This window comes from Microbacterium pratiae, from assembly GCF_047302165.1.
GTDB lineage: Bacteria > Actinomycetota > Actinomycetes > Actinomycetales > Microbacteriaceae > Microbacterium.
Genome location: NZ_CP154843.1, coordinates 2,356,427 through 2,378,606 on the forward strand (window position 1 = coordinate 2,356,427; position 22,180 = coordinate 2,378,606).

Here is a 22,180-nt window from a genome sequence, read left to right on the forward strand (position 1 = left end):
GGTGCGTAGGATCATCGCCGCAGCCGGCGCTCTCTCCCTGACCGTGGTCGCCTTGACGGCCTGTGCGACGCCGTCGTCATCGGCCTCGGCCTCGTGCGCGCGGGACGTCTCGGCTTCGTCGGCTCTCGATCTAGTCGACATCTCCGACACCCCGGTCGGCACGAAGCCCACCGTCGCGCTGTCGGCCCCCGTCCACGTCGACGGCCTCTCGGCGCGTGACACCGTCGCTGGTGACGGCCGCGCCATCACGAGCGACGCCCAGGACGTCGTCTTCGATCTGACCGTCATCGACGGCTCCTCGGGCGCGCCGATCGCGGCCTCGGGTTACACGGGCCAGCTGTCGGAGGTGTACCCCCTCGATAGCTGGGAGGCGACGTTCCCCGGGCTCGTCGACGCTCTGCACTGCGCCACCGAAGGATCCCGTGTCGTGATGGCCCTCGGACCCGACGAGGTGACGGCGGACACGCGCGCACGATTCGGCATGGCCGAGGATGCCACGACCGTCGTCGTGCTCGACCTGCAGAAGGTCTACCTCGCGGCCGCCGACGGTGCTCAGCAGTTCAACGACCGCGCGGGCATGCCTTCCGTCGTCGTCGCCCCCGACGGCCGCCCCGGCATCCTCATCCCCGACAACGACCCGCCCAGCGATCTCGCGGTCGAGGTGCTGAAGAAGGGCGACGGCGAAGAAGTCACGGGCGATGTGCCGGTCCGCGTGCACTACACCGGTGTGACCTGGGCCGACGAGAAGGTGTTCGACAGCACGTGGGGCCGCGGCGCTCAGCCCATGACGCTCGACGAGACGATCCCCGGCTTCGCCGAGGCACTGCGGGGCCAGACCGTCGGCTCGCAGATCCTCGTGGTGATCCCGCCCGACCAGGGTTACGGCGACACCGCGCAGGGCAGCATCCCCGCCGACTCCACGCTCGTGTTCGTCGTCGACATCCTCGGCCTCGACGCCGCGTCCTGAGTCGGGGCACGGCGCGCACGCCTAGAATCGAACGCATGTCCGTCACGCCCCATCGCGTTCCGCCCGAGGAACGCCTGGTCAATCTGGTCGTCGCCCTCATGGCGACCGAGCAGGGCGTCACGAAGGACACGATCCTCGGGTCCGTGTCGGGCTACCGCGAACAGGCCGAGTCCGGGGCACGACGCGAGGCGCTCGAGAAGATGTTCGAACGCGACAAAGAGAACCTGCGCGGCCTCGGCGTACCGATCGAGACGATCGGCGACTACGCCGACCCGGACGACCTTCGCGAGGCGCGTTACCGCATCCCCCCGACCGAGTACGAGCTGCCGGCAGACATCACCTTCACCCCGGCCGAGCTCGCCGTGCTCACTCTGGCCGGGGGAGTCTGGGGCGAGCACACGCTGTCGGCGGGGGCTCGATCGGGACTTCGGAAGATCCGATCGCTCGGCATCGAGGTGGACGAGCCGATCATCGGGTTCGCTCCGCGGCTCGATCTGCACGACGCGGCGTTCCTCCCGCTCCAGCGAGCGATCGAGCAGGCCCGCGAGGTCGAGTTCGACTATCTGCGTCCCGGTTCCGAGCGTCCTCGGCGTCGGCGAGTACGCCCGCTCGCGCTCGTCGAATACGAGGCGCGCTGGCACCTCTTCGGGTGGGACACCGGTGTCGAGGCCGAGCGGACCTTCCTGCTCTCGCGGATCCTCGGTGAGGTCGTCGTGACACGACAGGTTTTCGACGAGTCGCTCCGGGCCGGCGCCGGGGAACGGGCGCTAGCGGGCCTTCGTGACGTCGCCGTCCGCCAGAATGCGGCGGTGACCGTCGTGCCGGGGACCGAGGCGGAGTTGCGCCTTCGGCGCCGCGCTCGTCCCGGCACAGCCGGCGGTCGTCGCCTCGAGGTGCCCTACGTCGACCTCGAGGTCTTCGCCGACGAACTCGCCTCCTACGGCCCTGAGGTGATGGTCCTCGAACCGGACGAGCTGAGGGATGCCGTCGTGCGCAGGCTGCGCACGGCTCGTGACCGGTCAGCGGTGGCGTCATGACCGCGCAGCCGGTCGTGGCCACCGATCGCGCCGCCCTGATCCTCCAGCTCGTCCCGTACCTCATCGCGCAGGGCGAGGTGACGGTGACCGATGCCGCGCGCGATTTCGACGTCGAACCGCAGCAGATGCGCGCGATGGTCGAGAAGCTGACGGTCATCGGTCTCCCCGGCGAGGGCGGCTTCTGGCAGATGGCGAACGATCTGTTCGACATCGACTGGGACCTCCTCGACCGCGAGGACCGGATCGTGATCACGAACACCGTGGGCCTCGAGCGTTCCCCTCGGCTCACCGCGCGCGAGGCGGCGGCGCTGCTCGCCGGACTCCAACTCGCCGCCGCGGTTCCGGGAGTCGGCGACAGCGGCGTGGTGCAGGGACTCCTGGCGAAGCTCGCGCGCGGTGCGGGGCAGACCCCCGCGGACGTCATCGTCGCACCCGGGCCTGTCGACGATGTGCGCGAGACGGTCGCGCGAGCCCTCCGCTCACAGGTCGCCCTCGCCTTCACCTACACCGCGCCGGATGCGCAGCCGACCACGCGCACCGTGGATCCCGTGAAGGTGACGACTTCCGCCGGTCAGTGGTATCTCCAGGGGTGGTGTCACACCAGGCGCGCCATGCGCACCTTCCACCTCGACCGCGTCACCGCGCCTGCGCTCACCGACATCCCGGCCGTCCACTCGTCGGAGCCCGTGCCCGGCCTGTTCGAGCCGGGCGACGACGAGGTCGTCGCGGAGATCCGGTATCCGGCGCATGCGACATCGATCATCGGGGAGTTCATCGCCAACGCCCAGGTGCTCGAGGAGGGCGGCACGCGCACCGCCCGCATCCGGGTCGCCGACCCGCGCTCACTCAAGCGCCTGGTCGCTCGCAGCGGCGGAACCGTCGAGGTCGTCGCCCCGCCGGAGGCCCGCCGGGCAGCTCGCGATTGGGCTCAGGCGGCGCTGGATCAGTACCGCTGAAGCGGGCTCCCGCACTGGCCCCGGGGGTTAGACTGTGCGAAACCATCGATGAGGAGACTCAATGAGCAATCTGTTCGCAGGTCCGCACCTGTGGATCCTACTCATCGTCATTCTGCTGCTCTTCGGCGCCGCGAAGCTGCCGGCACTGGCGAAGAGCATGGGACAGTCCGCCCGCATCTTCAAGGGCGAGATGAAGGCCATGAAGGACGACGATGCCACCGCCGGCACCGCCACCGCCGGCACCGCCACCTCGACGACCGCTGACGTCGCACCCGTCGAGAAGCCTGCGGACCCCAAGAGCGGTCCCGCAGCTCCCACCCCCTGATCCCGCGTGGTGACGGCTGAGCGCACGCGCTCAGGGGCGGACGGTGCGCCCCGGCGCGACAAGCGCATGTCCCTCGGGCAGCACCTCGTCGAGCTTCGGCGACGCCTGATCATCTCGGCGCTCGCGCTCGTGGTGTCGATGGTGGTGTCGTTCTTCCTCACCGACTGGATCATCTGGGCGATGACCGAGCCGATCCGGGTCGTCGCAGAGCAACGCGGTGACACCGAAGCCGTCAAGCTGATGTACTCGACCATCACCGGCCCGTTCGACATGCGGCTGCGCATCTCCTTCTCGGTCGGCATCATCCTGTCCGCGCCGATCTGGCTCTGGCAGATCTGGGCCTTCCTGATGCCCGGGCTGACGCGCAAAGAAGTCCGCTACACGATCGGCTTCGTGTCGGCCGCCGTGCCGCTCTTCTTCGCGGGTGTCTACACCGGCTGGCTCGTGATGCCGCATATCGTCGAGATCATGGCGACGTTCTCGCCGGAGTCGTCGGCGAACTTCTACGAAGGCAAGTACTACTACGACTTCGTCTTCAAGCTCCTGCTCGTGGTCGGCGTCGCGTTCATCATCCCCGTCTTCCTCGTGGCGCTGAACTTCGCCGGGATCATGAGCGGAAAGGCGATCCTCAAGGGGTGGCGCGTCGCCATTCTCATCGCCGTCGTCTTCTCCGGCCTTGCGACACCCGCCGCCGACATCGTGAGCATGCTGATGCTCGCGTCGATCCTGACCGTGCTGTACTTCGCCGCTGCGGGTCTCTCCCTCCTGCTCGACCTGCGACGGTCGCGTCGCGCACCCGAGCTCACCGTTCCCGGCCCGCCCCCGACGACCGACCCGCTCCCGTGAGCGACATCAGCCCGGCCGAGCGCTTCCTGGCGGCTCAGTCCGCGCGTGCGCATCCGCTGACCGCGGCCTTCGCCGACATGCAGCGCTTCGACCTCGATCCGTTCCAGGTCGCAGGCTGCCACGCGCTCGAGGACGGCAGGAGTGTTCTCGTCGCCGCGCCGACCGGGGCCGGCAAGACGATCGTGGGCGAGTTCGCGATGCACCTCGCGATGCTCGAACCCGACACGAAGGCCTTCTACACGACGCCGATGAAGGCTCTGTCGAACCAGAAGTTCCGGGAGCTCGTCGACGTCTACGGCGAGGACGAGGTCGGGCTCCTGACCGGCGACACCAACATCAACGGCAATGCGCGCATCGTGGTCATGACCACCGAGGTGCTCCGCAACATGCTCTACGCCGACTCGCCGGCCTTGCGGGGACTCCGTTACGTCGTCATGGACAAGGTCCACTACCTCGCTGACCGATTCCGCGGGGCCGTGTGGGAAGAGGTCATCATCCACCTCCACCCGTCGGTGCGCATGGTGGCGCTCTCGGCGACGGTCTCGAATGCGGAAGAGTTCGGCGATTGGCTCGACACGGTCCGCGGCGACACCGCGGTCGTCGTGTCCGAGATCCGCCCCGTGCCCCTCGAGCAGCATGTGCTGGTGCGGGGCGACCTCCTGCCGCTGTTCGACGACCGGGCCGGGGTCGCGACGGCCCAGGTCAATCAGGAGCTCACCCGGCTGCGGTCGCCGCAGGGCCAGCGCTATGAGAACAACCGCCGCGCGCACGCTTACCGCAGTGGAGGAGGACGCGAAGCCCATCGCAAGCACCGCGGGGGCTCCGCACCGCCTCGTCCCGCGGCGCTGCAGCGCCTCGAGCGCATCGATCGTCCCGCTGTCGTCGAGCTGCTCGGGCGTGCCAACCTGCTTCCCGCCATCTTCTTCATCTTCAGCCGGGCGGGCTGCGACGGTGCGGTGCAGCAGGTGCGCCGCTCCGGGCTGCGCTTGACGAGCGCGGAGGAGCGCGCGGAGATCCGCGCGATCGTCGATCGGCGCACGCGTGCCCTCACGGAGGAGGATCTCGCCGTCCTCGGATACACGGAATGGCGAGACAACCTCGAGCGGGGGATCGCGGCGCACCATGCGGGCATGCTGCCGGCGTTCAAAGAGGTCGTCGAGGAGCTGTTCCAGCGCAAGCTGGTGAAAGCGGTGTTCGCGACCGAGACGCTGGCCCTCGGCATCAACATGCCCGCCCGAACGGTCGTGCTCGAGAAGCTGGAGAAGTTCAACGGCGAGGCGCGCGTCGCCATCACCTCGGGCGAGTACACCCAGCTGACCGGGCGTGCCGGTCGTCGAGGCATCGACGTCGAGGGACATGCGGTCATCCAGTGGAGCGAAGGTCTCGATCCTCAGGCCGTCGCCTCGCTGGCGTCGCGACGCACCTATCCGCTGAACTCCAGCTTCCGCCCCACGTACAACATGGCCGTGAACCTCATCGATCGCTTCGGACGCGATCGGGCGCGCGAGATCCTGGAGTCGTCGTTCGCTCAGTTCCAGGCCGATCGCTCGGTGGTCGGACTCGCACGTCAGGTGAAGGAGAAGGAGCAGACGCTCGACGGGTACGCCCGCTCCATGACCTGCGAACGCGGCGACTTCGCGGAGTACTCGGGCATCCGACGTGAGCTCACCGACCTCGAGAAGCTCAATCGAAACGACCGGACCGCGCCGGCCCGCATCCGCCAGCGGCGGCAGGAGCAGATGGCCGCACTCCGGAAGCGGATGCAGCGGCATCCCTGCCACGACTGCCCCGACCGCGAGCATCACGCCCGCTGGGCCGAGCGCTACTGGCGGTTGCGACGCGACGTGCAGAAGGTGCGGCAGCAGATCGACGCACGCACCGGTACCGTCGCGCGCGTGTTCGACCGCGTGGTCGACGTCCTGACCGCACTCGACTACGTCGTGGTCGACGCGGACGGTGCGACGTCGCTCACCGCGGCTGGTGCGACGATGCGGCGGATCTACGGCGAACGCGACCTCCTCGTCGCCGAGTCGCTCCGCCGGGGGCTCTGGCGCGACCTCGACCCCGCGGGTCTCGCGGCGCTGGCCTGCAGCCTCGTCTACGAGCCGCGCCGAGAGGGCGACGGCCCCGGCGAGTACGGCCTGCCGCGGGGAGCCTTCCGCACCGCGTTGGCCGAGACCCAGGAGCTGTGGGCCGTGCTGGACGATCTCGAGAAGGATCACCGTCTGCCGGGCACCGAGCCCGTCGCGACGGGCCTGGCGAAGGCGATGCACTCCTGGGCGCGTGGCGTCATGCTCGACCGTGTCCTGCTCGAGGCCGACATGGCCGCGGGCGACTTCGTCCGGTGGACCAAGCAGACGATCGACCTCCTCGATCAGCTCTCGCTCGTCGCAGACGCCGATCTGGCTCGCACGGCACGTGCCGCACTCGACGCCATCCGTCGAGGCATCGTCGCCTATTCCGGCGTTTAGGCTCGTTGACGTGCCCGACTCGTCCCCGGCCGCGACGCGGCCACTGATTCCCCTGTGGCTGGCACTCATCGGTGCCGTCGTCGGCGGGGCGGTCCTGGATGCCGCATTCCCCGACATCGGGTGGTGGCCACTGGCGTTCGTCGGCGTCGCGTTCGCGCTCGTCGGGCTCATCGGACGCTCGGCGTGGGGCGCGGTCGCCGTCGGGGCGGTCTTCGGCGCATCGTTCTACTTCATCCACATCTCTTGGATCACCCGCTACCTCGGTCCGCTTCCGTGGTTCGGCCTCGCCGGCATCGAGACCGTCTTCTTCGCGGTCGGTTCTATCCCGATCGCGCTCGCCTATCGCTGGCTCCCGCGGCTGCTGCCGGGGGATGGGGCCCGCCTGATCGCGCTGCCGACCCTCGTCGCGGGTCTGTGGACGGCCCGCGAGCTGTTCATGGGCTCGTGGCCCTACACCGGGTTCCCCTGGGGCCGCATCGGGATGAGCCAATCCGAGAGCCCGCTGGCACACATCGCCTCCTGGACGGGCGTGACGGGCCTGACGTTCCTCATGGTGTTCGTCACAGCGGCCGTCATCGAATGGCTGCGCGTCGGCCGCCTGCGCGATGTGCGCACGGTGATGCCGGCGGTCGTCGTCGCACTCGCGCTCGTCGCCGTTCCCGCCTTCCCGACGACGGATGCCGGGACCTACCGGGTCGGTTCGGTTCAGGGCAACGGCCCCACCGGGTACTTCGACCCGCACGAGCCGTACGACGTGCTGCGTTCACAGCTCGCCGCCACGCAGCCCATCATCGACGAGCCCATGGACCTGCTCGTGTGGCCCGAAGGCGGAATCGACGCCGACCCGCTCTCCAACGCATCGGTCGCCGACACCCTCGACCGGCTGTCGCAGCGCGTCGACGCGCCGCTGCTGGTCAACGCCGCCACGCAGCGCGGCGAAGACGTGTACAACACCTCGATGCTCTGGGAGGCGGGCGCCGAGAACCCTGTCGCTATCCATGACAAGTCGCGCCCGGTCCCGATGGGGGAGTACGTGCCCGATCGCTGGTTCTTCGAGCTGATCGTGCCGGATCTCATCGGTCTCATCCAGCGCGAATACACCCCCGGCACCAATGCGCCGTTCATGGACGTGTCCGGGGTCGGTGTGGGACTCGCGATCTGCTTCGACGTGCTGTACGACGACGTCATCTGGGCGGGCGCGCGCGACGGCGCCCAGCTCTACGTCTTCCAGACGAACAATGCGGATTTCCGTGACACCGACGAGAACCTCCAGCAGCTCGCGTTCGCGCGCATGCGGGCCATCGAGACCGGCCGCGCGGTCGTCAACATCTCGACCGTGGGGACGAGTCAGGTCATCGCGCCCGACGGCACGGAGCTGGACGGCCTGCCCGCTGCCGAGGCCGGCGCGATGATCACCGAGGTCCCGCTCCGCACCGGCCTCACTCCCGCGGTCCTCGTCGGGGGTGCCGTGCAGGTCGTGATCGGCTGGGGGAGCGTGCTGGCCCTCGTGGCGTGCGGCGTGGCTCTCGCGATCAAGCGGCGCCGGTCGCGCTCTCTGCCGGGAGCATGAGAATGCCGTCGGTCCCGAAGGACCGACGGCATGTCGCGCGGAGCTGGAGGCTCAGGCGCTCAAACGGGAGCCGCGACGCTCGCGGAGCATCGCGAGACGCTCCTCGAGCAGTTCTTCGAGCTCGGGGATCGTGCGGCGCTCGAGCAGCATGTCCCAGTGGGTGCGAGCGGCCTTGTCGCCCGAGTGATCGACCTCGACGACACCGTCGCCCACGCGCAGCAGAGCCTCGGCGCCGCATGCGCGGCACTCCCAGGTCTCCGGCGCTTCCGCGTCGGCGGCGAACGTCATGACGGTCTCGTGCTCACAGCGCGAACACACGTACGTGTGGTTGACCCGGTCGTGAAAGACGACGCCCTCTTCGCTCTGTAGGCTCGAGGCGCCGAGTCGGATGCCGCGCAAGCTGCGGTCTGCCATTGTGTGGTCCTCTCGTCGGCTATCAGTTGTAACGTGCGCGGCTGTGTGCATCATCCGAACAACGGCTGGACATCGGGGTTTCACAGCCGATGTTCAGCGTGTCGGAGTATTCAGCGCTCTCCCGCCGCGACGGTCAACGCCCGGTCGGCCCGATCCGTGACGATGCCGTCGACGCCGGCCGCGAGCAGGCGTCTCATGCTGTCTGCGTCGTTGATCGTCCAGACGTGCATCTCGACGCCCGCACGGTGGACCGCGCGGATCATTCGGGGGGAGACGACGCGAACCGGGCCCCGGCGCTCGGGAACCTGTACCGCGTCGATGCCGCGCAACGCACGACCTATCAACCATGGCACACCTGACGCGACGGCGACGACGAGGGCCGCGATCCGGACCGTTCCGGCCGATGTGGCGGGCCGTCCTCCGGCAGCGCGCGCGGCTCGAAGAGCCTTCTTTCGCGTCTTCTCCGAGAAGCTCGTGAGCAGAACGCGATCCGCGTGCGGCGCCACGAGCGCCCCGACCCTGTCCGCCGCCGCTTCGGCTTTCACGTCGAGATTGAAGAACAGCGACGGGAACGCCTCGAGCGCCTGCGCGAGCGTCACGAGACCGCCCCGGTCGGCCATGAGGTCCTCGAGCTCGCGGTCTCCGACCTCCGCGACCTCTCGCGGGTCTCCGGCGACCCGCGAGAGGTCGGCGTCGTGAAAGAGGATCACAGTGCCGTCTGCGCTCACATGGCAGTCCGACTCGACGTAGCGGACGCCCAGGGCGTGCGCCGCCGCGAAAGCGGCGAACGTGTTCTCGACGATCCCCTCGGAATCGGGCGGCACGAATCCGCGATGCGCGAAGATCCGGGGGCGACCCGATTCGAAGTACGCGTGCGTCACGGTGCGGGCGGCGCCGGCCGGTCGTCACGACGCGCCGAGAACCCGGCACTCATGCTCTTGAGGGCCTCGGTGAACTCGCTGGGGATGATCCAGAGCTTGCTCGACGCGCTGTCGCTGATCTTCGGGAGAGTCTGCAGGTACTGATAGGCGAGCAGCTTGTCGTCGGGGTTGCCGTCGTGGATCGCCTGGAAGACCGACTGGATCGCTGCGGACTCGCCCTCGGCGCGCAGGATCTGTGCCTGCTTGTCGCCCTCGGCCTTCAGGATCTCTGCCTGGCGACGGCCCTCGGCCTCCAGGATCTGCGACTGCTTCGACCCCTCCGCCGTGAGGATGGCGGCGCGGCGGTCACGCTCGGCCCGCATCTGCTTCTCCATCGAGTCCTGGATCGAGACAGGCGGATCGATCGCCTTCAGCTCGACGCGCGAGACACGGATGCCCCACTTGCCGGTCGCCTCATCGAGCACGATGCGCAGCTGCCCGTTGATGTTGTCGCGGCTCGTCAGAGCCTCCTCGAGGTTCAGGCCGCCCACGACGTTTCTCAGCGTCGTGGTCGTCAGCTGCTCGACGGCTCCGAGGTAGTTGTTGATCTCGTACGTCGCGGCACGGGCGTCGGTCACCTGGAAGTACACGACGGTGTCGATCGAGACCACGAGGTTGTCCTCGGTGATGACCGGCTGCGGCGGGAACGACACGACCTGTTCGCGCATGTCGACGAGGGGCAGGACCCGGTCGATGAACGGCACCAGGAGGTTCAGACCGGGGGCGAGCGTGCGCTGGTAGCGACCGAGCCGTTCGACCACGCCCGCGTACGCCTGCGGGATGATGCGGATCGAGCGGAACAGCACGACGATCACGAAGATCGCGAGAACGACGAGCAGCACGATCACGAAGATCTGCCCCACGAAAGCGCCGACGTCAACCACGGGTGTTCTCCTTCGAATCGGGGGAGGGGGAGATGACTTCGACCGTCGCGCCACGGACGGCGCGCACCACGAGACGGGAGCCCACGGAGACCTCCGCCTGGTCGTCGACGAGACGGGCGGTCCACGTCTCGCCGTTGTCGAGCTTGACGGATCCCGCCCCGTCGACGAACGGGACGAGGACGCGGGCGCCGAGGCCGGCCAGGGCGTCGACGTTCGTCGGTATGTGCTGACTGCTGCGGTGCAGCGCCCGCAGCAGGAGCGGCCGGATGGTGAACAGCAGCAGCGCCGAGACGGCAGCCGCAGCAGCGACCTGCAGCCACCACGGAGCAGACAGGAGGTTCGTACCGAGGCCGCCGACCAGCGTGCCCCCGGCGAGCATCAGGAACGTGAACTCGAGTGTCAGCAGCTCGACGATGACGAAGATCAGCGCGAGGACGAGCCACGCGATCCACAGGTATTGCGTGAGATCGGGCAACATCGGCGCTCCTTCGTCTCTCCTCCGAACCTAGCAGTCGAGGGTGCGATCCGGGCCGGTTGATAGGCTCGTCCGGTGCCGGCGGTCCGCCGCGCCGACAGCCTTTCTTCCCCGCAGGAGCGCCCCATGACTCAGCCCCTTCCCACCGGAACCCTCACCGGTCGCACGGCACTGGTGACCGGATCATCGCGCGGCATCGGCGCGGACACGGCTCGCTACCTCGCACAGGCAGGGGCGAACGTCGTCATCAACTTCCGCAACAAGGCGCCCCGTGCCGAGAAGCTCGCCGCCGAGCTTCGGGAGCTCGGCGGCGACGTCCTCGTCGTGGGCGCCGACCTCACCGATCGCGCGTCGGTCGACGAGATGTTCGCGGCCGTCCGCGAGACGTTCGGCCACCTCGATCTGCTCGTGTTGAACGCGTCGGGCGGCATGGAGGGCGGCATGGCCGAGGACTACGCCCTCACTCTCAACCGCGACGCGCAGATCGGCACCCTCGACGCGGCGCTCCCGCTGCTCGAGGACGGCTCGCGGGTCGTGTTCGTCACGAGTCACCAGGCTCACTTCATCCGTACCACGCCGACGATGCCCGAGTACGAGGCTGTCGCCCTGTCCAAGCGCGCGGGCGAAGACGCACTGCGCGAGCGCATCGGCGAGCTCACCGAGCGCGGGATCGGTTTCGTCGTCGTGTCGGGCGACATGATCGAGGGAACGATCACGGCGACGCTGCTCGAGCGCGCGAACCCGGGCGCGATCGAGACCCGTCGCGAGTCCGCCGGGAAGCTCTACAACGTCTCGGAGTTCGCCGCGGAGATCGCACTCGCGGCTGTCGAGCCGATCCCTTCGGACAACACCCGTCTCGTCGGAGACACCTCGGCCTTCGGCGGAGAGTGAGCATGCGCCCCACCGACATCGAAGCCCTGGTCTCCGTCGGCCGTCCCGCGGTGGCAACGGATGGGTCCTTCTCCGTGTTCGCGACGTCGCGTCCCGATCTCGCGGCCAACCGGAACGTCGGGCAGTTGTGGCGTATCGATCTGCCGGCGGGTGAGCCCCACCGGCTGACCCGCGGAACCGCGGACACCTCGCCGCAGCTCTCACCGGACGACCTCCGCATCGCGTTCCTCCGCGGCGACGCCGACGGCAAGCCCCAGGTCCACGTGATCGCGTCGTCCGGCTCTGAGCCGGTCCAGGTCACCGACGCGCCCCTCGGTGTCGGATCATTCGCTTGGTCGCCCGCGGGCGATCTCCTCGCCTACACCGCGCGGGTTCCCGAGCACGGCCGGTACGGCACGGTGGACGGGCTCGGCCCCGAGGCGGAGTCGCCTCGACGCATCACCGGCATCCGGTGGCACGCGAACGGTCTCGGGTACATCGCCGACCGTCCGGCGCATCTCTTCGTGGTCGCGGCACCGGATCTCGATTCCGAGCCCGCTTACGCTCCCGCACCCGATCCGCAGTCCTCGTCTTCCGCCGACCCGAAGCGGGTCCCCGCAGAGGCACGGCAGCTCACCTCGGGAGCGGTCTCGCACGACGGGGTCGTATTCACCGCCGACGGTGCGGAGATCCTCACGACGACCGACGAGATCGAGCACGAGCACCGCGACCTCCGCTCGCCGCTCGTCGCGGTGCGTGTCGACGGGACGGGGGAGCGCGTGATCGTCCCGCCGGTCCTGTCGATCTCGGACGTCGCGGTCGCCCCGGACGGCACCATCGCCATCCTGGCCTCCGATGCCGGTCCCGGCGGGATCGACTTCGTCGCGCCCGGCGTGGCGCTGTGGGTCGTCGATGGGGATGAGCCGCGTCGACTCACCGATCCCGAGACCATCGACCTCGGCGAAGTGGGCTCGCACATCACGGCTGTCGGTGACGACTTCCTGGTGCAGAACCGCGCCCGCGGCGAGGTGCACCTGCTCCGCGTCTCACGCGATGGCGACGTCGCTCGTCTCCGCGGCGGCGTGGAAGTCGTCGGCCACGGCGCGGATGCGGCGGGCGAGCGGATCGTCTGCGCTGTCGCCACCAGCCGGTCGGCGGGTGAGATTCTCCTCCTCGACTCCGAGGGTGTGGAAGCGCGGCTGCTCACGGCATTCGGCGACGGCGCCAGTCGTGCCGGCACGGTGCTGCCGCGCGAGCTCGAGGTGACGGCGCCCGACGGATATCCCGTGCACGGCTGGGTCGCGACGCCCGCGGGTGATGGGCCGTTCCCGGTCCTGCTGCAGATCCACGGCGGCCCGTACGCCTCGTACGGCATCCATCTCTTCGACGAGACGCAGGTTCTCGTCGACGCGGGCTATGCCGTCGTCTACTGCAACCCGCGGGGGAGTGCCGGCTACGGACGCGCCCATGGGCGCAGCATCCGGGGGCGCATGGGAACCGACGACCTCGTCGACGTCCTCGCATTCCTCGACGGCGCGGTGGAGTCGGACACGCGACTCGACCGCGACCGCGTCGGCATCATGGGCGGCTCGTACGGCGGCTACCTCACCGCCTGGACGATCGCGCACGACCACCGGTTCGCGGCGGCCATCGTCGAGCGCGGGTTCCTCGATCCCGAGACATTCGCGGGCACGAGCGACATCGGATCGTTCTTCGGCGACGAGTACGTCGGCACCGATCCCGAGGCGATCCGGGCGCAGAGCCCGATGGCCGTCGTCGACCGGGTCACCACGCCCACGCTCGTGCTCCACTCCGAGCTGGACTACCGATGCCCCTTGGAGCAGGCGACGCGGTACTACACGGCGTTGCGCCGCCAGGGCACGGAGGCCGAGCTGCTCGTGTTCCCCGGTGAAGACCACGAGCTCACCCGCTCGGGACGGCCCCGTCACCGCGTGGAGCGGTTCGAGGCCATCCTCGACTGGTGGGGGCGGCACCTTCCGGTGTGACGCCCTCGCCCGTCAGGGGCGGAACGACAGCCCTCGGATGATGTTGACGATGCCGAGCGCCACTGCGGAGATGCCGAGCAGCCACCAGAGCACGAGGACTCCCCACAGCGGCGTGAACAGCAGCATCACGCCGGCGATGATCGAGAGGATCGCGAACGCGATCGTCCAGCCTCGCGACGACGACTCACTCACGACCGAGAGCGAGACCGCTCCCTCGACGATCCAGGTGATCCCCACCAGCACACCGAGGAAGATCGCGAACGACACCGTGAAGGCGGCGAGGTTGGCGAACGCCACGATGCCGACGATCACGAAGAACACCCCGAGGGCGATGTGTCCCACGCGCGCCCAACCGCGCTTGGTGCGCGAGAAGATCCCGAGCGCCGCGTAGATGACACCCGCGATGATCGCGTAGGCGGCAATGATGCCGGTCAGGACCTGTGCCGTGCGGCCCGGCCAGATGAGGATGAGCAGACCGAGGATCAGCGTCAGGATGCCGGCGACGATGAACGACGTCCGCAGCGATCTGACGAACCTTCCGGCGACGTTCTCCGTACTCGTCATGACAGTCCTCCTCCACGAGAGCCTCGTGCTCCCGTTCTGCCCAACGCTAGTGGACGCCCGGAAGCGTTGTCAGGGCGGTCGAGGCAGCACCGGAACACCCGACGAGGGCGGGATCAGCCGAGGAGGATGGTCGCGGCCAGCAGGATCGGCACGCATCCCAGAGTGGTCAGGAAGACCGTGTCTCGCGAGATCGTCTCGCCGATGTCGTAGCGCTGCGCGAAGTTGAAGACGTTCTGCGCGGTCGGGAGGGCGGCGAGGACGGTCACGGCGAGCGTGTCGGCGGGGGAGAGGCCGAACACGAAGGCCGCCACTGCCCAGGCGACGAGAGGCATGGCGACGAGCTTGAGTCCGGACGCCAGGAGGATGTCGCGGCGCCGCCCGGACGCCGACAGGACACGTTGCCCGTGCAGCGACATCCCGTACGCGATGAGCAGCACCGGGACGCAGGCGTCGGCGATGAGCTGCAGCGGATCGAGCACGATCGGTGGCAGTTCGAGCCCCGTCACCGACACGATCACGCCCCCGACGGATGCGATGACGATGGGGTTGCCGAAGGTCCGCTTCAGGATCGGCAGCGGCCGACGCTGACCGGTCGTGACGGCCTCGAGTACGGCCATCGTGATGGGAGTGAACACGATCAGCTGCATGAGGATCACGGGCGCGGGCAGGGCCGCGGAGCCGAGCAGGTAGAGCGACAGCGGGATCCCGATGTTGTTCGAGTTCACCTGCCCGGCCGAGAGCATGCCGATGAGGGTCTCACCGACCGAGCGACGCCACACGAGGCGGGCGATCAACGCGTAGACGACGAACATCGACACCGCGGCGATCGCCGACACGGGTAGCAGCGCGGAGAACAGCGTCGACACGTCCGCTTGCGAGAGGACCACGAACATCAGGAACGGCGACAGGACGAAGAAGATGAGGCGTGCGAGCACGGGGCGACCGTGCGGGCCCAGCAGATCGATGCGGCCGATGATGTAGCCGACGACGATCGCGACTCCGACGACGACGAATCCGGTCACGACCTGCACCCTTCGAGCCTAGGGGAGTGGGCGTGTTGACCCCGCTCACAGGCTCGACTTCGTACGGTGGATCGACGGCGAGAGCGAGGTGATCGGCATGAAGCGCAGCGTGCGCTACCTGCAGCTGGCGGGAGTCCAGCTGGCAGCCATCGCGGTGACGGTCCTGGTGTGCGTGTTCACGGCAACGGGTCAGCACGCGGACCAAGCTGCGATGGTCGCGACGACCGCCTCGAGCAACCCCGTTCTGCGTGCTGCGCAGCACATCAGTGCCAACTACATCCTCATCGTCGCCGCCGTCACGATGCTCGTCAGCATCATCGCGGCCATTCTCCGTCGGCGATTCGCGGAGGCCGCGGCGGCGTCGGTCGTCTTCGTCGGCGCCAGCGTCGTCACACAAGTGCTCAAGAACGAGGTGATCGCCCGGCCCGATCTGGCGAGCGGCTGGGGCGCGTACGGGAACTCGCTGCCGTCGGGACACGCGACGATCGCCATCGCGGCCGCGTGTGCCGCGCTGTTCGCGGCACCCCATCGGATGAAGCTCGTGCTCGCGCCCGTGCTGGTCGTGTGGGCGGCCGTGGCAGGCATGGGCGTCATCGCGGCCGGTTGGCATCGACCCAGCGACGTCGTCACCGCAAGCCTCGTGGTGGGCTTCTGGTGCACCATCGCCGCGCTGATCGTCACGGTGGCGCGTCACCGTCGCGGGCAGGCGGCCGCCGTGCTGAGCGGCGCTCAGCGTCGACTGCGCGGCCTGGCACCCGTGTTGATCATCGGTGCGGCGTTCGCGGCCGTCGCGTTGAGCGCTTCGTACGCGGCGGGTTCGGAACGCACGCTGGCGACAGCGGTTCTCACGGTGGCGACGATCATCTCCACGGTTCTGGGAGCTCTTGCGGTGAGCAGCGGGACGCCATCAGCACGGAACGTGAGCAGGACGTTCGCCAGATCAGCGTAATCCGATAATGCACATTATGTCAGGTCGACCGAGCGAGCCCTCTCCCTTTGGTTGAATGACCTGATGAACATGGCGACCACGCGTCCGGGACGCCGCGTCACTCTCGAGCTCCGCCGGCCGGCACTCCATCTCATCCCCGCGGCTCGCCCCACCGTCGTGATCGGCGGCCGCGGACAGCCGGCGCAATGGGGCGTGGGAACCTGGCTCGTTCCTGAAGACGACGTCGTCGAGATCACCGTCTTCCTCTTCAACCGCGCGTGGCGCTTCGGCGAGGCGCGTGCCGTGCTGCAGCCCGGCGACACCGACCTCACCTATCGGCCTCCCCTGATCCCGATCGGTCCGGGCCGGGTATTCGTCGCGTCTCGCTGAGACCGCAGCGGCGACCGGAAACTTTACCGTCCAGCTGGTACAGTAATTGGTCATTGTCGCTCTTGTCGAGCGTGACGAAGGGAGACGGCCGTGCACATCGCGGGCTGGGATGCCGACATCATCGACGCGCTGACGCGGGTCGCCACGACCGACCACCGAACCGACGCCCTCACCCTCGGAGTGTCGTTGCCCGAAGCCGCGCACGAGCCTCTCGATAAACGCGTCGCCGACATCGACGCACTCCTCGAGCACGAACTGAGCCGCCTGTCCCCCCGACTCCTCGTTGCCGTGATCCAGGCGGCGGGGAGGCTGCCTGAAGGGCGTGTCTTCGCGGGCGAGCTCGTCGACCGCGCAAGCGTCCACTCGAGCAACTCGCTCGGCCGCGATCTCACCGCCATCGGGATCGTGCTGGACGGCAAGAACGATCATGCCCTTGCCGCCAGCCGCATCGCCGAGCACCTGTGCGGCCGGAGCAACCTCGGCGATGGCACCGTCGTCTTAGCGCGTGATCTCCGGCGCAGCTCGCTCCGCGACCTCATCCTCGAAGACGTCCTGTGACCGCCTGCAGCGCGGCAGCGGAGTAGCGTAGACGGGTGATCTCTCCGACGACCCGCCCGCTCGGAAGGGTCACCCGATGAGTGTCGCGGCGCGAATGAGCGGTCCCGGGCTCCGGGCTTGGCTCGTCTGGGGAACCGGCGTCGCCGCATACGTTCTCTCCATCACGAACCGGACGTCGCTGGCGGCCGTGGGCGTGGACGCCGCCGAGCGCTTCCAAGCGGATGCCGCGACCCTGTCGATGTTCGCCGTCGTCCAGCTGGCCGTCTACGGCGGGATGCAGATCCCCATCGGCGTCCTGCTCGACCGATACGGGTCCCGGCCCATCATGACGATCGGCATGATCCTCATGGCGGTGGGGCAGCTGACCATGGCCCTCTCCCCCAGCGTCGGCGTCGCGATCGTCGCGCGCATGCTCCTCGGAGCCGGTGACGCCGCCATCTTCCCCGCGGTCCTCCGTCTCGTCGCGACCTGGTTCCCGGCGCAACGAGGACCGCTCATGGTGCAGATGACCGGCATCCTCGGGCAGGCCGGCCAGCTCGTCGCCGTCATCCCGCTCTCGGCGCTCCTGCACGCAACGAGCTGGTCGGTCGCCTTCGGCAGCGTGGCGGGGCTCGGCGTCCTCTTCGCGATCCTCGTCTTCCTGCTGGTGCGCAACCACCCACCGGAGGTCGACCGCGACGTCAGCGTGAACACCGATACCGGCGCCATCCGTGTGGTCACCTCGAGCGTCGACACAGGCGTCGGCATCCGTGCCGCCTGGGCGCACCCCGGCACGCGACTGGCGTTCTGGTCGCACTTCACGACCCCGTTCGCCGGCACGGCGTTCATCCTGCTGTGGGGCATCCCGTTCCTCACGGCAGGAGAGGGCCGGACTCAGGCCGAAGCGACTCTCATCACGACGCTCTACGTCTTCGCGGGGATGGGGCTCGGCCCCATCATGGGTGAGCTGTCCCGCCGTATCCCCAACCTGCGATCGCGCGCACTCGTCCTCCCGGCGGTGGCCGTGCAGCTCATCGCCTGGACAGCGGTGATCCTCTGGCCCGGCACCGCACCGGGATGGCTGCTCGTCGTGCTCGCCGTCGCGCTCGCGACCGGCGGTCCCGCATTGATGATCGCGTTCGATCACGCCCGGACGCACAACCCCTCGCATCGCCTCAGCACGGCTACGGGGCTGACCAACGCCGGCGGATTCCTCGCCGCACTGATCGCGGTGTTCACCATCGGACTGGCGCTGGACCTGCAGGGAGCCGGAACGCCGGCGACCTACTCGCTGGAAGCGTTCCGCTTCGCCTTCCTCACTCAAGTGCCGCTGTGGCTCATCGGTGGCACGTTCATCGCGATCGAACGCAAGCGCACGCGCATCCACATCGGGATGGACGCACCGAAACGGCCGCGACGGGAGTGATCCCCGCGCGGCCGTTCACAGCAGCGGTCTCAGAGGGTGGGGTCGCCCGACGTGCTCGTGCTGTTGCGGGTGACGCGCTGGCCGCTCGCAGGATCGACGGCGGTACGGCTGACCGTCTCGGTCTGACGACGGCGCACCATCAGGACGAGGCCGATGAGGAACACGAGGGCCCCCGCACCCATCAGGATGTAACCGATGAGGTCGAGGTTCACCCACTCGACCTCGACGTTCACGGCGAACGCGAGGATCGCGCCGATGACGAACAGGGCGATTCCGGCACCAATGCTCATGTCAGTTCCCTTCGGGTGTGCGGACCCGTCGATACTGGCGCGCGTGCGGGGTTCCACGCACCGGCTTGACACCGGTTCTCGCGGCGTGTCAGGCGCGCGGCGCGACCTCGATCCACGAGCCGAACTTGGGCTGCCGGTTGTCGCCCGACGATCGTCCGGTGAGCCGGCGACGCACCCAGGGAGCGAGATGCTCGCGGAAGTACTCGCCACGGGCGAGCACCGACGGCTGGTCGTCGACAGGCAGCGACCACCACTCCCCCGGCGCGTCGAGGCCGAGCGAATCCAGTACTCGAGCGGCGACGCGGTGGTGGCCGCGCGCGTTCATGTGAAGTCGGTCTGCCGACCAGTACGAGGGGTGGGTCAGGGCGCGGTCGTACCAGTTGAGGGCGCGGATGACGTCACCACGGTCGGCGATGCGGTCGACGACGGCATCCGACAGCGCATCGCCACGCCGATTGATCAGTCCTCCCAGGGGTAGCTGAGCCGACGGGTTGGCTCCCGACAGCAGGATGAGGCGCACGCCCTCGTCGTCGCAGCGCCGGAGCACCTGCGCGAACGCGTCGACGATATGCGCGATCGATGTGCGCGGCCGGAGCATGTCGTTGCCGCCGCCGTTGAACGACAGGTGCGTCGGACGCAGCGCGAGGGCCGCTTCGAGCTGCTCGTCGACGATGGGCCGGACGAGCTTCCCTCGGATCGCGAGGTTGGCGTACTGCACGGGTCGCCCCGTCGCGTCAGCCCAGCCCGCGGCGACGAGGTCGGCCCATCCCCGCACCGCGCCGTCGGGGAGCTCGTCTCCGACACCTTCGGTGAAGGAGTCGCCGATCGCGACGAAGCGGACCTCTGATTCAGCGGTCATCGAGCGACTCTCCTCTGCGGTCGGCGAGACCCCACGCACCGGCGGCGGCGAGGACGAAGAACACGGCGAAGACCACGAACAGCAGAGGCGCACCGCCCCACAGGAGCAACGGCGGCACCGACAGCGGGGCCAGGATCGACGCGATGCGGCCGACGCCCGCGGCCCACCCGGCCCCGGTCCCGCGCAGCGACGTCGGGTACATCTCGGGGGTGACGGCGTACAGTGCGCCCCACGCACCGAGGTTGAAGAACGACAGCGCCATGCCGGCCCCGATGATGACGACCTCGCTCCCGGCTGTGCCGAACACGACCGCGGACGCCGCGGAGCCGATCAGGAAGACCGAGAGCGTCAGTCGCCTCCCCCAGACCTCGATCAACCACGCCGAGACGGCGTAGCCCGGCAGCTGGGCGAGGGTGATGATCAGGGTGAATCCGAACGAGCGCACGAGGTCGTACCCCTGCGTATAGAGGATCGTCGGGATCCAGATGAAGGCGCCGTAGTACGAGAAGTTGACGCAGAACCAGACGAGCCACAGGCTCGCGGTGCGGCCACGGAACTCGGAGGACCAGAGCGCGCGGAGCCTGCCGGTCGACGTCACCGCCGTCGCCGGGGCGACGGGCGCGGCCACGACTCGGCTCACGCCCGCAGTCTCGACCGGACCGGACGTCTCGAAGCTGCGCACGACGGCGTCGGCCTCGTCGTGTCGCCCCCGGCGCTCGAGCCAGCGCGCCGACTCGGGAAGCCCCCAACGCACGATCAGCGCGTAGATCGCCGGGACCGCTCCGACCACGAATGCCCAGCGCCATCCGTCCTCGACGTGCGGGATGACGAAATAGCCGATGAGGGCTGCCGCCGTCCAGCCCACGGCCCAGAAGGCCTCGAGGATCACGATGACGCGGCCGCGGATACGAGCAGGGGCGAACTCGCTGACATACGTGCTCGCGACCGGCAGCTCGGCGCCGAGTCCGAGTCCCACGACGAAGCGAAGGACGAGCAGCATCGCGAGCCCCCCGACCAGCGCGCTCGCACCGGTCGCGACTCCGTAGACGAGGAGCGTGACGGCGAATACGGAGCGCCGACCGAACCGGTCTGCCAGCAGCCCGCCGAGGCTCGCACCGATGGCCATGCCGGCGAAGCCGGCGGAGGCGATCCACGATGCCTGCGATGTGTCGAGCGACCACTGCGCGATGAGCGCCGTGATGATGAATGAGATCAACCCGACGTCCATCGCGTCGAGAGCCCATCCCAGTCCCGACCCGGTCAGGATGCGGAGATGCCGGCGCCCGAAAGGCAGATCGTCGAGGCGGCGCGCCACCGAGGGCGTCGCGGTATCGGTCATTCGACCATGCTATTGACCCGCGACGACCTCGGACGCCACTCGGTCAGTCGTCGGCGAGCATCTCCCGCACGAGCGGCGCCACCTTGGTGCCGTACAGCTCGATCGAGCGCATCATGCTCTCGTGCGCGAGGGTGCCGTGCGAGAACTTCAGGTCGAACCGGTCGAGGCCCAGCGTGCGGATCGTCTCTGCGAGCTTGCGCGCCACGGTCTCGGGCGACCCGGCGTAGACGGCTCCGTCGGGACCGAGGTCATGCTGGAACTGCAGACGCGAGTACGGCGGCCAGCCGCGTTCCGCGCCGATCGCGTCGCGGTTGACCTTCATCGCGGGATACAGCTCCTCCCAGGCCTGCTCGTCGGTCTCGGCCACGTGTCCGGGCGAGTGCACACCCACGGGCAACCGGTCGGCACCCATCGCGTCGCGTGTGCGGTGGAAGAGATCGACGTAGGGTCGGAACCGCGCGGCACCGCCGCCGATGATCGCGAGCATCAGACCGTACCCGTTGTGGGCCGTACGCAACACCGACTCGGGCGAGCCGCCGACGCCGACCCAGGCGCGGAGGCCGTTCTCCGTCTTCGGGAAGACGTCCGCATCCGTCAGCGCCGGACGAGTCCGGCCCTGCCAGGTGACCGGCTGCTCCGACCGAAGTCGGCCGAACAGGTCGAGGCGCTCCTCGAAGAGGATCTCGTAGTCGGCGAGATCGAACCCGAACAGCGGGAACGACTCGGTGAACGAGCCCCGACCGAGAATGATCTCGGCCCGGCCGTTCGAGACGGCGTCAAGGGTGGCGAAGCGCTCGTAGACGCGAACCGGGTCATCGCTGGAGAGCACGGTGACCGCGGTTCCGAGCCGGATGTCCTTCGTGCGCGCCGCTGCGGCCGCGAGGACGATCTCGGGACTCGAGACGGCGAACTCGCGCCGGTGGTGCTCCCCCACGCCGAAGAAGCTCAGGCCGACCTCGTCGGCGAGCACAGCCTGGTCGACGACGTTGCGGATGGTCTGCGCGTCCGACAGCAGCTCGCCGTCGGAACCACGGGTGACGTCGCCGAACGTGTCGAGGGCGAACTGGACGGATGTCGCGGTCAT

At 68.9% G+C, this 22,180-nt stretch carries 23 protein-coding genes; 13 read left to right on the plus strand and 10 right to left on the minus strand.

Annotated elements, in window-relative coordinates; all coding sequences use genetic code 11:
• Nucleotide 1 precedes the first annotated feature (1 nt).
• The 7 genes from AA0Y20_RS11215 to lnt all read left to right on the plus strand — a co-directional run bounded on the left by AA0Y20_RS11215 (nucleotide 2) and on the right by lnt (nucleotide 8,172).
• Complete coding sequence (locus AA0Y20_RS11215) at nucleotides 2-967, plus strand: FKBP-type peptidyl-prolyl cis-trans isomerase (protein ID WP_412939282.1); 966 nt, start codon at nucleotides 2-4, stop codon at nucleotides 965-967.
• Between the two features lie 35 nt (nucleotides 968-1,002).
• Entirely contained in the window at nucleotides 1,003-2,004 is a 1,002-nt protein-coding gene (locus tag AA0Y20_RS11220) for a helix-turn-helix transcriptional regulator (protein ID WP_412939283.1), read from the plus strand.
• Entirely contained in the window at nucleotides 2,001-2,960 is a 960-nt protein-coding gene (locus tag AA0Y20_RS11225; RefSeq protein WP_412939284.1) for a helix-turn-helix transcriptional regulator, read from the plus strand. The genes AA0Y20_RS11220 and AA0Y20_RS11225 overlap by 4 nt, the downstream gene beginning before the upstream one ends.
• Before the next feature lie 61 nt (nucleotides 2,961-3,021).
• Nucleotides 3,022-3,285, plus strand: a complete 264-nt coding sequence (locus tag AA0Y20_RS11230) for a twin-arginine translocase TatA/TatE family subunit (protein ID WP_412939285.1) — start codon at nucleotides 3,022-3,024, stop codon at nucleotides 3,283-3,285.
• Between the two features lie 66 nt (nucleotides 3,286-3,351).
• Entirely contained in the window at nucleotides 3,352-4,131 is a 780-nt protein-coding gene (gene tatC, locus AA0Y20_RS11235) for a twin-arginine translocase subunit TatC (RefSeq protein WP_412939286.1), read from the plus strand.
• On the plus strand, nucleotides 4,128-6,602 hold the full coding sequence (locus tag AA0Y20_RS11240) for a DEAD/DEAH box helicase (RefSeq protein WP_413331524.1): 2,475 nt from the start codon (nucleotides 4,128-4,130) through the stop codon (nucleotides 6,600-6,602). The genes tatC and AA0Y20_RS11240 overlap by 4 nt, the downstream gene beginning before the upstream one ends.
• Before the next feature lie 10 nt (nucleotides 6,603-6,612).
• Nucleotides 6,613-8,172, plus strand: coding sequence for an apolipoprotein N-acyltransferase (gene lnt / locus AA0Y20_RS11245; protein WP_412939288.1), 1,560 nt, complete (start codon nucleotides 6,613-6,615; stop codon nucleotides 8,170-8,172).
• 51 nt (nucleotides 8,173-8,223) lie between these two features.
• On the opposite strand, the gene AA0Y20_RS11250 is transcribed toward lnt, so the two are convergent.
• The 4 genes from AA0Y20_RS11250 to AA0Y20_RS11265 all read right to left on the minus strand — a co-directional run bounded on the left by AA0Y20_RS11250 (nucleotide 8,224) and on the right by AA0Y20_RS11265 (nucleotide 10,868).
• Entirely contained in the window at nucleotides 8,224-8,586 is a 363-nt protein-coding gene (locus tag AA0Y20_RS11250) for an RNA polymerase-binding protein RbpA (protein WP_412939289.1), read from the minus strand.
• A 110-nt stretch (nucleotides 8,587-8,696) separates the two neighbouring features.
• Complete coding sequence (locus tag AA0Y20_RS11255) at nucleotides 8,697-9,467, minus strand: glycerophosphodiester phosphodiesterase family protein (protein WP_412939290.1); 771 nt, start codon at nucleotides 9,465-9,467, stop codon at nucleotides 8,697-8,699.
• The gene (locus AA0Y20_RS11260) at nucleotides 9,464-10,390 is read right to left on the minus strand and encodes an SPFH domain-containing protein (protein ID WP_412939291.1); all 927 of its coding nucleotides are present in this window, start codon (nucleotides 10,388-10,390) and stop codon (nucleotides 9,464-9,466) included. The genes AA0Y20_RS11255 and AA0Y20_RS11260 overlap by 4 nt, the downstream gene beginning before the upstream one ends.
• Nucleotides 10,383-10,868, minus strand: coding sequence for an NfeD family protein (locus AA0Y20_RS11265; RefSeq protein WP_412939292.1), 486 nt, complete (start codon nucleotides 10,866-10,868; stop codon nucleotides 10,383-10,385). Before AA0Y20_RS11265 ends, AA0Y20_RS11260 begins: the two co-directional genes overlap by 8 nt.
• Before the next feature lie 123 nt (nucleotides 10,869-10,991).
• Here AA0Y20_RS11265 and AA0Y20_RS11270 point away from each other — a divergent pair, with 123 nt between their 5' ends.
• Together AA0Y20_RS11270 and AA0Y20_RS11275 are read left to right on the plus strand one after the other, a co-directional pair.
• The gene (locus AA0Y20_RS11270) at nucleotides 10,992-11,756 is read left to right on the plus strand and encodes an SDR family oxidoreductase (protein WP_412939293.1); all 765 of its coding nucleotides are present in this window, start codon (nucleotides 10,992-10,994) and stop codon (nucleotides 11,754-11,756) included.
• A gap of 2 nt (nucleotides 11,757-11,758) precedes the next feature.
• Nucleotides 11,759-13,741, plus strand: coding sequence for a prolyl oligopeptidase family serine peptidase (locus AA0Y20_RS11275; RefSeq protein WP_412939294.1), 1,983 nt, complete (start codon nucleotides 11,759-11,761; stop codon nucleotides 13,739-13,741).
• Nucleotides 13,742-13,753: 12 nt separating this feature from the next.
• Here the strand turns inward: AA0Y20_RS11275 and AA0Y20_RS11280 are convergent, their stop codons facing one another.
• Together AA0Y20_RS11280 and AA0Y20_RS11285 are read right to left on the minus strand one after the other, a co-directional pair.
• A complete protein-coding gene (locus AA0Y20_RS11280; protein WP_412939295.1) occupies nucleotides 13,754-14,305 on the minus strand; it encodes an HdeD family acid-resistance protein in 552 nt (183 codons plus the stop codon).
• Nucleotides 14,306-14,418: 113 nt separating this feature from the next.
• Nucleotides 14,419-15,336 carry an AEC family transporter gene (locus AA0Y20_RS11285; RefSeq protein WP_412939296.1) on the minus strand — a complete coding sequence of 306 codons (918 nt, stop codon included), beginning with the start codon at nucleotides 15,334-15,336 and terminating at the stop codon, nucleotides 14,419-14,421.
• 88 nt (nucleotides 15,337-15,424) lie between these two features.
• On the opposite strand from AA0Y20_RS11285, the gene AA0Y20_RS11290 reads away from it, so the two are divergent.
• The 4 genes from AA0Y20_RS11290 (at nucleotide 15,425) to AA0Y20_RS11305 (ending at nucleotide 18,608) form a co-directional block, all read left to right on the plus strand.
• The gene (locus tag AA0Y20_RS11290; RefSeq protein ID WP_412939297.1) at nucleotides 15,425-16,276 is read left to right on the plus strand and encodes a phosphatase PAP2 family protein; all 852 of its coding nucleotides are present in this window, start codon (nucleotides 15,425-15,427) and stop codon (nucleotides 16,274-16,276) included.
• A gap of 63 nt (nucleotides 16,277-16,339) precedes the next feature.
• Nucleotides 16,340-16,645, plus strand: a complete 306-nt coding sequence (locus tag AA0Y20_RS11295; protein WP_412939298.1) for a hypothetical protein — start codon at nucleotides 16,340-16,342, stop codon at nucleotides 16,643-16,645.
• Between the two features lie 90 nt (nucleotides 16,646-16,735).
• The gene (locus AA0Y20_RS11300; protein ID WP_412939299.1) at nucleotides 16,736-17,203 is read left to right on the plus strand and encodes a hypothetical protein; all 468 of its coding nucleotides are present in this window, start codon (nucleotides 16,736-16,738) and stop codon (nucleotides 17,201-17,203) included.
• A 76-nt stretch (nucleotides 17,204-17,279) separates the two neighbouring features.
• Nucleotides 17,280-18,608: an MFS transporter gene (locus tag AA0Y20_RS11305; protein WP_412939300.1), complete on the plus strand. Its 1,329-nt coding sequence runs from the start codon at nucleotides 17,280-17,282 to the stop codon at nucleotides 18,606-18,608.
• A 29-nt stretch (nucleotides 18,609-18,637) separates the two neighbouring features.
• Here the strand turns inward: AA0Y20_RS11305 and AA0Y20_RS11310 are convergent, their stop codons facing one another.
• The 4 genes from AA0Y20_RS11310 to AA0Y20_RS11325 all read right to left on the minus strand — a co-directional run bounded on the left by AA0Y20_RS11310 (nucleotide 18,638) and on the right by AA0Y20_RS11325 (nucleotide 22,180).
• Nucleotides 18,638-18,898, minus strand: a complete 261-nt coding sequence (locus tag AA0Y20_RS11310) for a DUF6458 family protein (protein ID WP_412939301.1) — start codon at nucleotides 18,896-18,898, stop codon at nucleotides 18,638-18,640.
• Nucleotides 18,899-18,986: 88 nt separating this feature from the next.
• Nucleotides 18,987-19,757, minus strand: coding sequence for an SGNH/GDSL hydrolase family protein (locus AA0Y20_RS11315; RefSeq protein WP_412939302.1), 771 nt, complete (start codon nucleotides 19,755-19,757; stop codon nucleotides 18,987-18,989).
• Nucleotides 19,747-21,096, minus strand: a complete 1,350-nt coding sequence (locus tag AA0Y20_RS11320) for an MFS transporter (RefSeq protein ID WP_412939303.1) — start codon at nucleotides 21,094-21,096, stop codon at nucleotides 19,747-19,749. The genes AA0Y20_RS11315 and AA0Y20_RS11320 overlap by 11 nt, the downstream gene beginning before the upstream one ends.
• Before the next feature lie 43 nt (nucleotides 21,097-21,139).
• The gene (locus AA0Y20_RS11325) at nucleotides 21,140-22,180 is read right to left on the minus strand and encodes an LLM class flavin-dependent oxidoreductase (protein WP_412939304.1); all 1,041 of its coding nucleotides are present in this window, start codon (nucleotides 22,178-22,180) and stop codon (nucleotides 21,140-21,142) included.

Bases quoted from the DNA above. Each gene is read 5' to 3' on its own strand.
- AA0Y20_RS11220 (WP_412939283.1), top strand. From the start codon at position 1,003: ATGTCCGTCACGCCCCATCGCGTTCCGCCCGAGGAACGCCTGGTCAAT.
- AA0Y20_RS11225 (WP_412939284.1), top strand. From the start codon at position 2,001: ATGACCGCGCAGCCGGTCGTGGCCACCGATCGCGCCGCCCTGATCCTC.
- AA0Y20_RS11230 (WP_412939285.1), top strand. From the start codon at position 3,022: ATGAGCAATCTGTTCGCAGGTCCGCACCTGTGGATCCTACTCATCGTC.
- tatC (WP_412939286.1), top strand. From the start codon at position 3,352: ATGTCCCTCGGGCAGCACCTCGTCGAGCTTCGGCGACGCCTGATCATC.
- AA0Y20_RS11250 (WP_412939289.1), bottom strand. From the start codon at position 8,586: ATGGCAGACCGCAGCTTGCGCGGCATCCGACTCGGCGCCTCGAGCCTA.
- AA0Y20_RS11265 (WP_412939292.1), bottom strand. From the start codon at position 10,868: ATGTTGCCCGATCTCACGCAATACCTGTGGATCGCGTGGCTCGTCCTC.
- AA0Y20_RS11270 (WP_412939293.1), top strand. From the start codon at position 10,992: ATGACTCAGCCCCTTCCCACCGGAACCCTCACCGGTCGCACGGCACTG.
- AA0Y20_RS11275 (WP_412939294.1), top strand. From the start codon at position 11,759: ATGCGCCCCACCGACATCGAAGCCCTGGTCTCCGTCGGCCGTCCCGCG.
- AA0Y20_RS11280 (WP_412939295.1), bottom strand. From the start codon at position 14,305: ATGACGAGTACGGAGAACGTCGCCGGAAGGTTCGTCAGATCGCTGCGG.
- AA0Y20_RS11290 (WP_412939297.1), top strand. From the start codon at position 15,425: ATGAAGCGCAGCGTGCGCTACCTGCAGCTGGCGGGAGTCCAGCTGGCA.
- AA0Y20_RS11295 (WP_412939298.1), top strand. From the start codon at position 16,340: ATGAACATGGCGACCACGCGTCCGGGACGCCGCGTCACTCTCGAGCTC.
- AA0Y20_RS11305 (WP_412939300.1), top strand. From the start codon at position 17,280: ATGAGTGTCGCGGCGCGAATGAGCGGTCCCGGGCTCCGGGCTTGGCTC.
- AA0Y20_RS11310 (WP_412939301.1), bottom strand. From the start codon at position 18,898: ATGAGCATTGGTGCCGGAATCGCCCTGTTCGTCATCGGCGCGATCCTC.
- AA0Y20_RS11315 (WP_412939302.1), bottom strand. From the start codon at position 19,757: ATGACCGCTGAATCAGAGGTCCGCTTCGTCGCGATCGGCGACTCCTTC.
- AA0Y20_RS11320 (WP_412939303.1), bottom strand. From the start codon at position 21,096: ATGACCGATACCGCGACGCCCTCGGTGGCGCGCCGCCTCGACGATCTG.
- AA0Y20_RS11325 (WP_412939304.1), bottom strand. From the start codon at position 22,180: ATGACCGCGACATCCGTCCAGTTCGCCCTCGACACGTTCGGCGACGTC.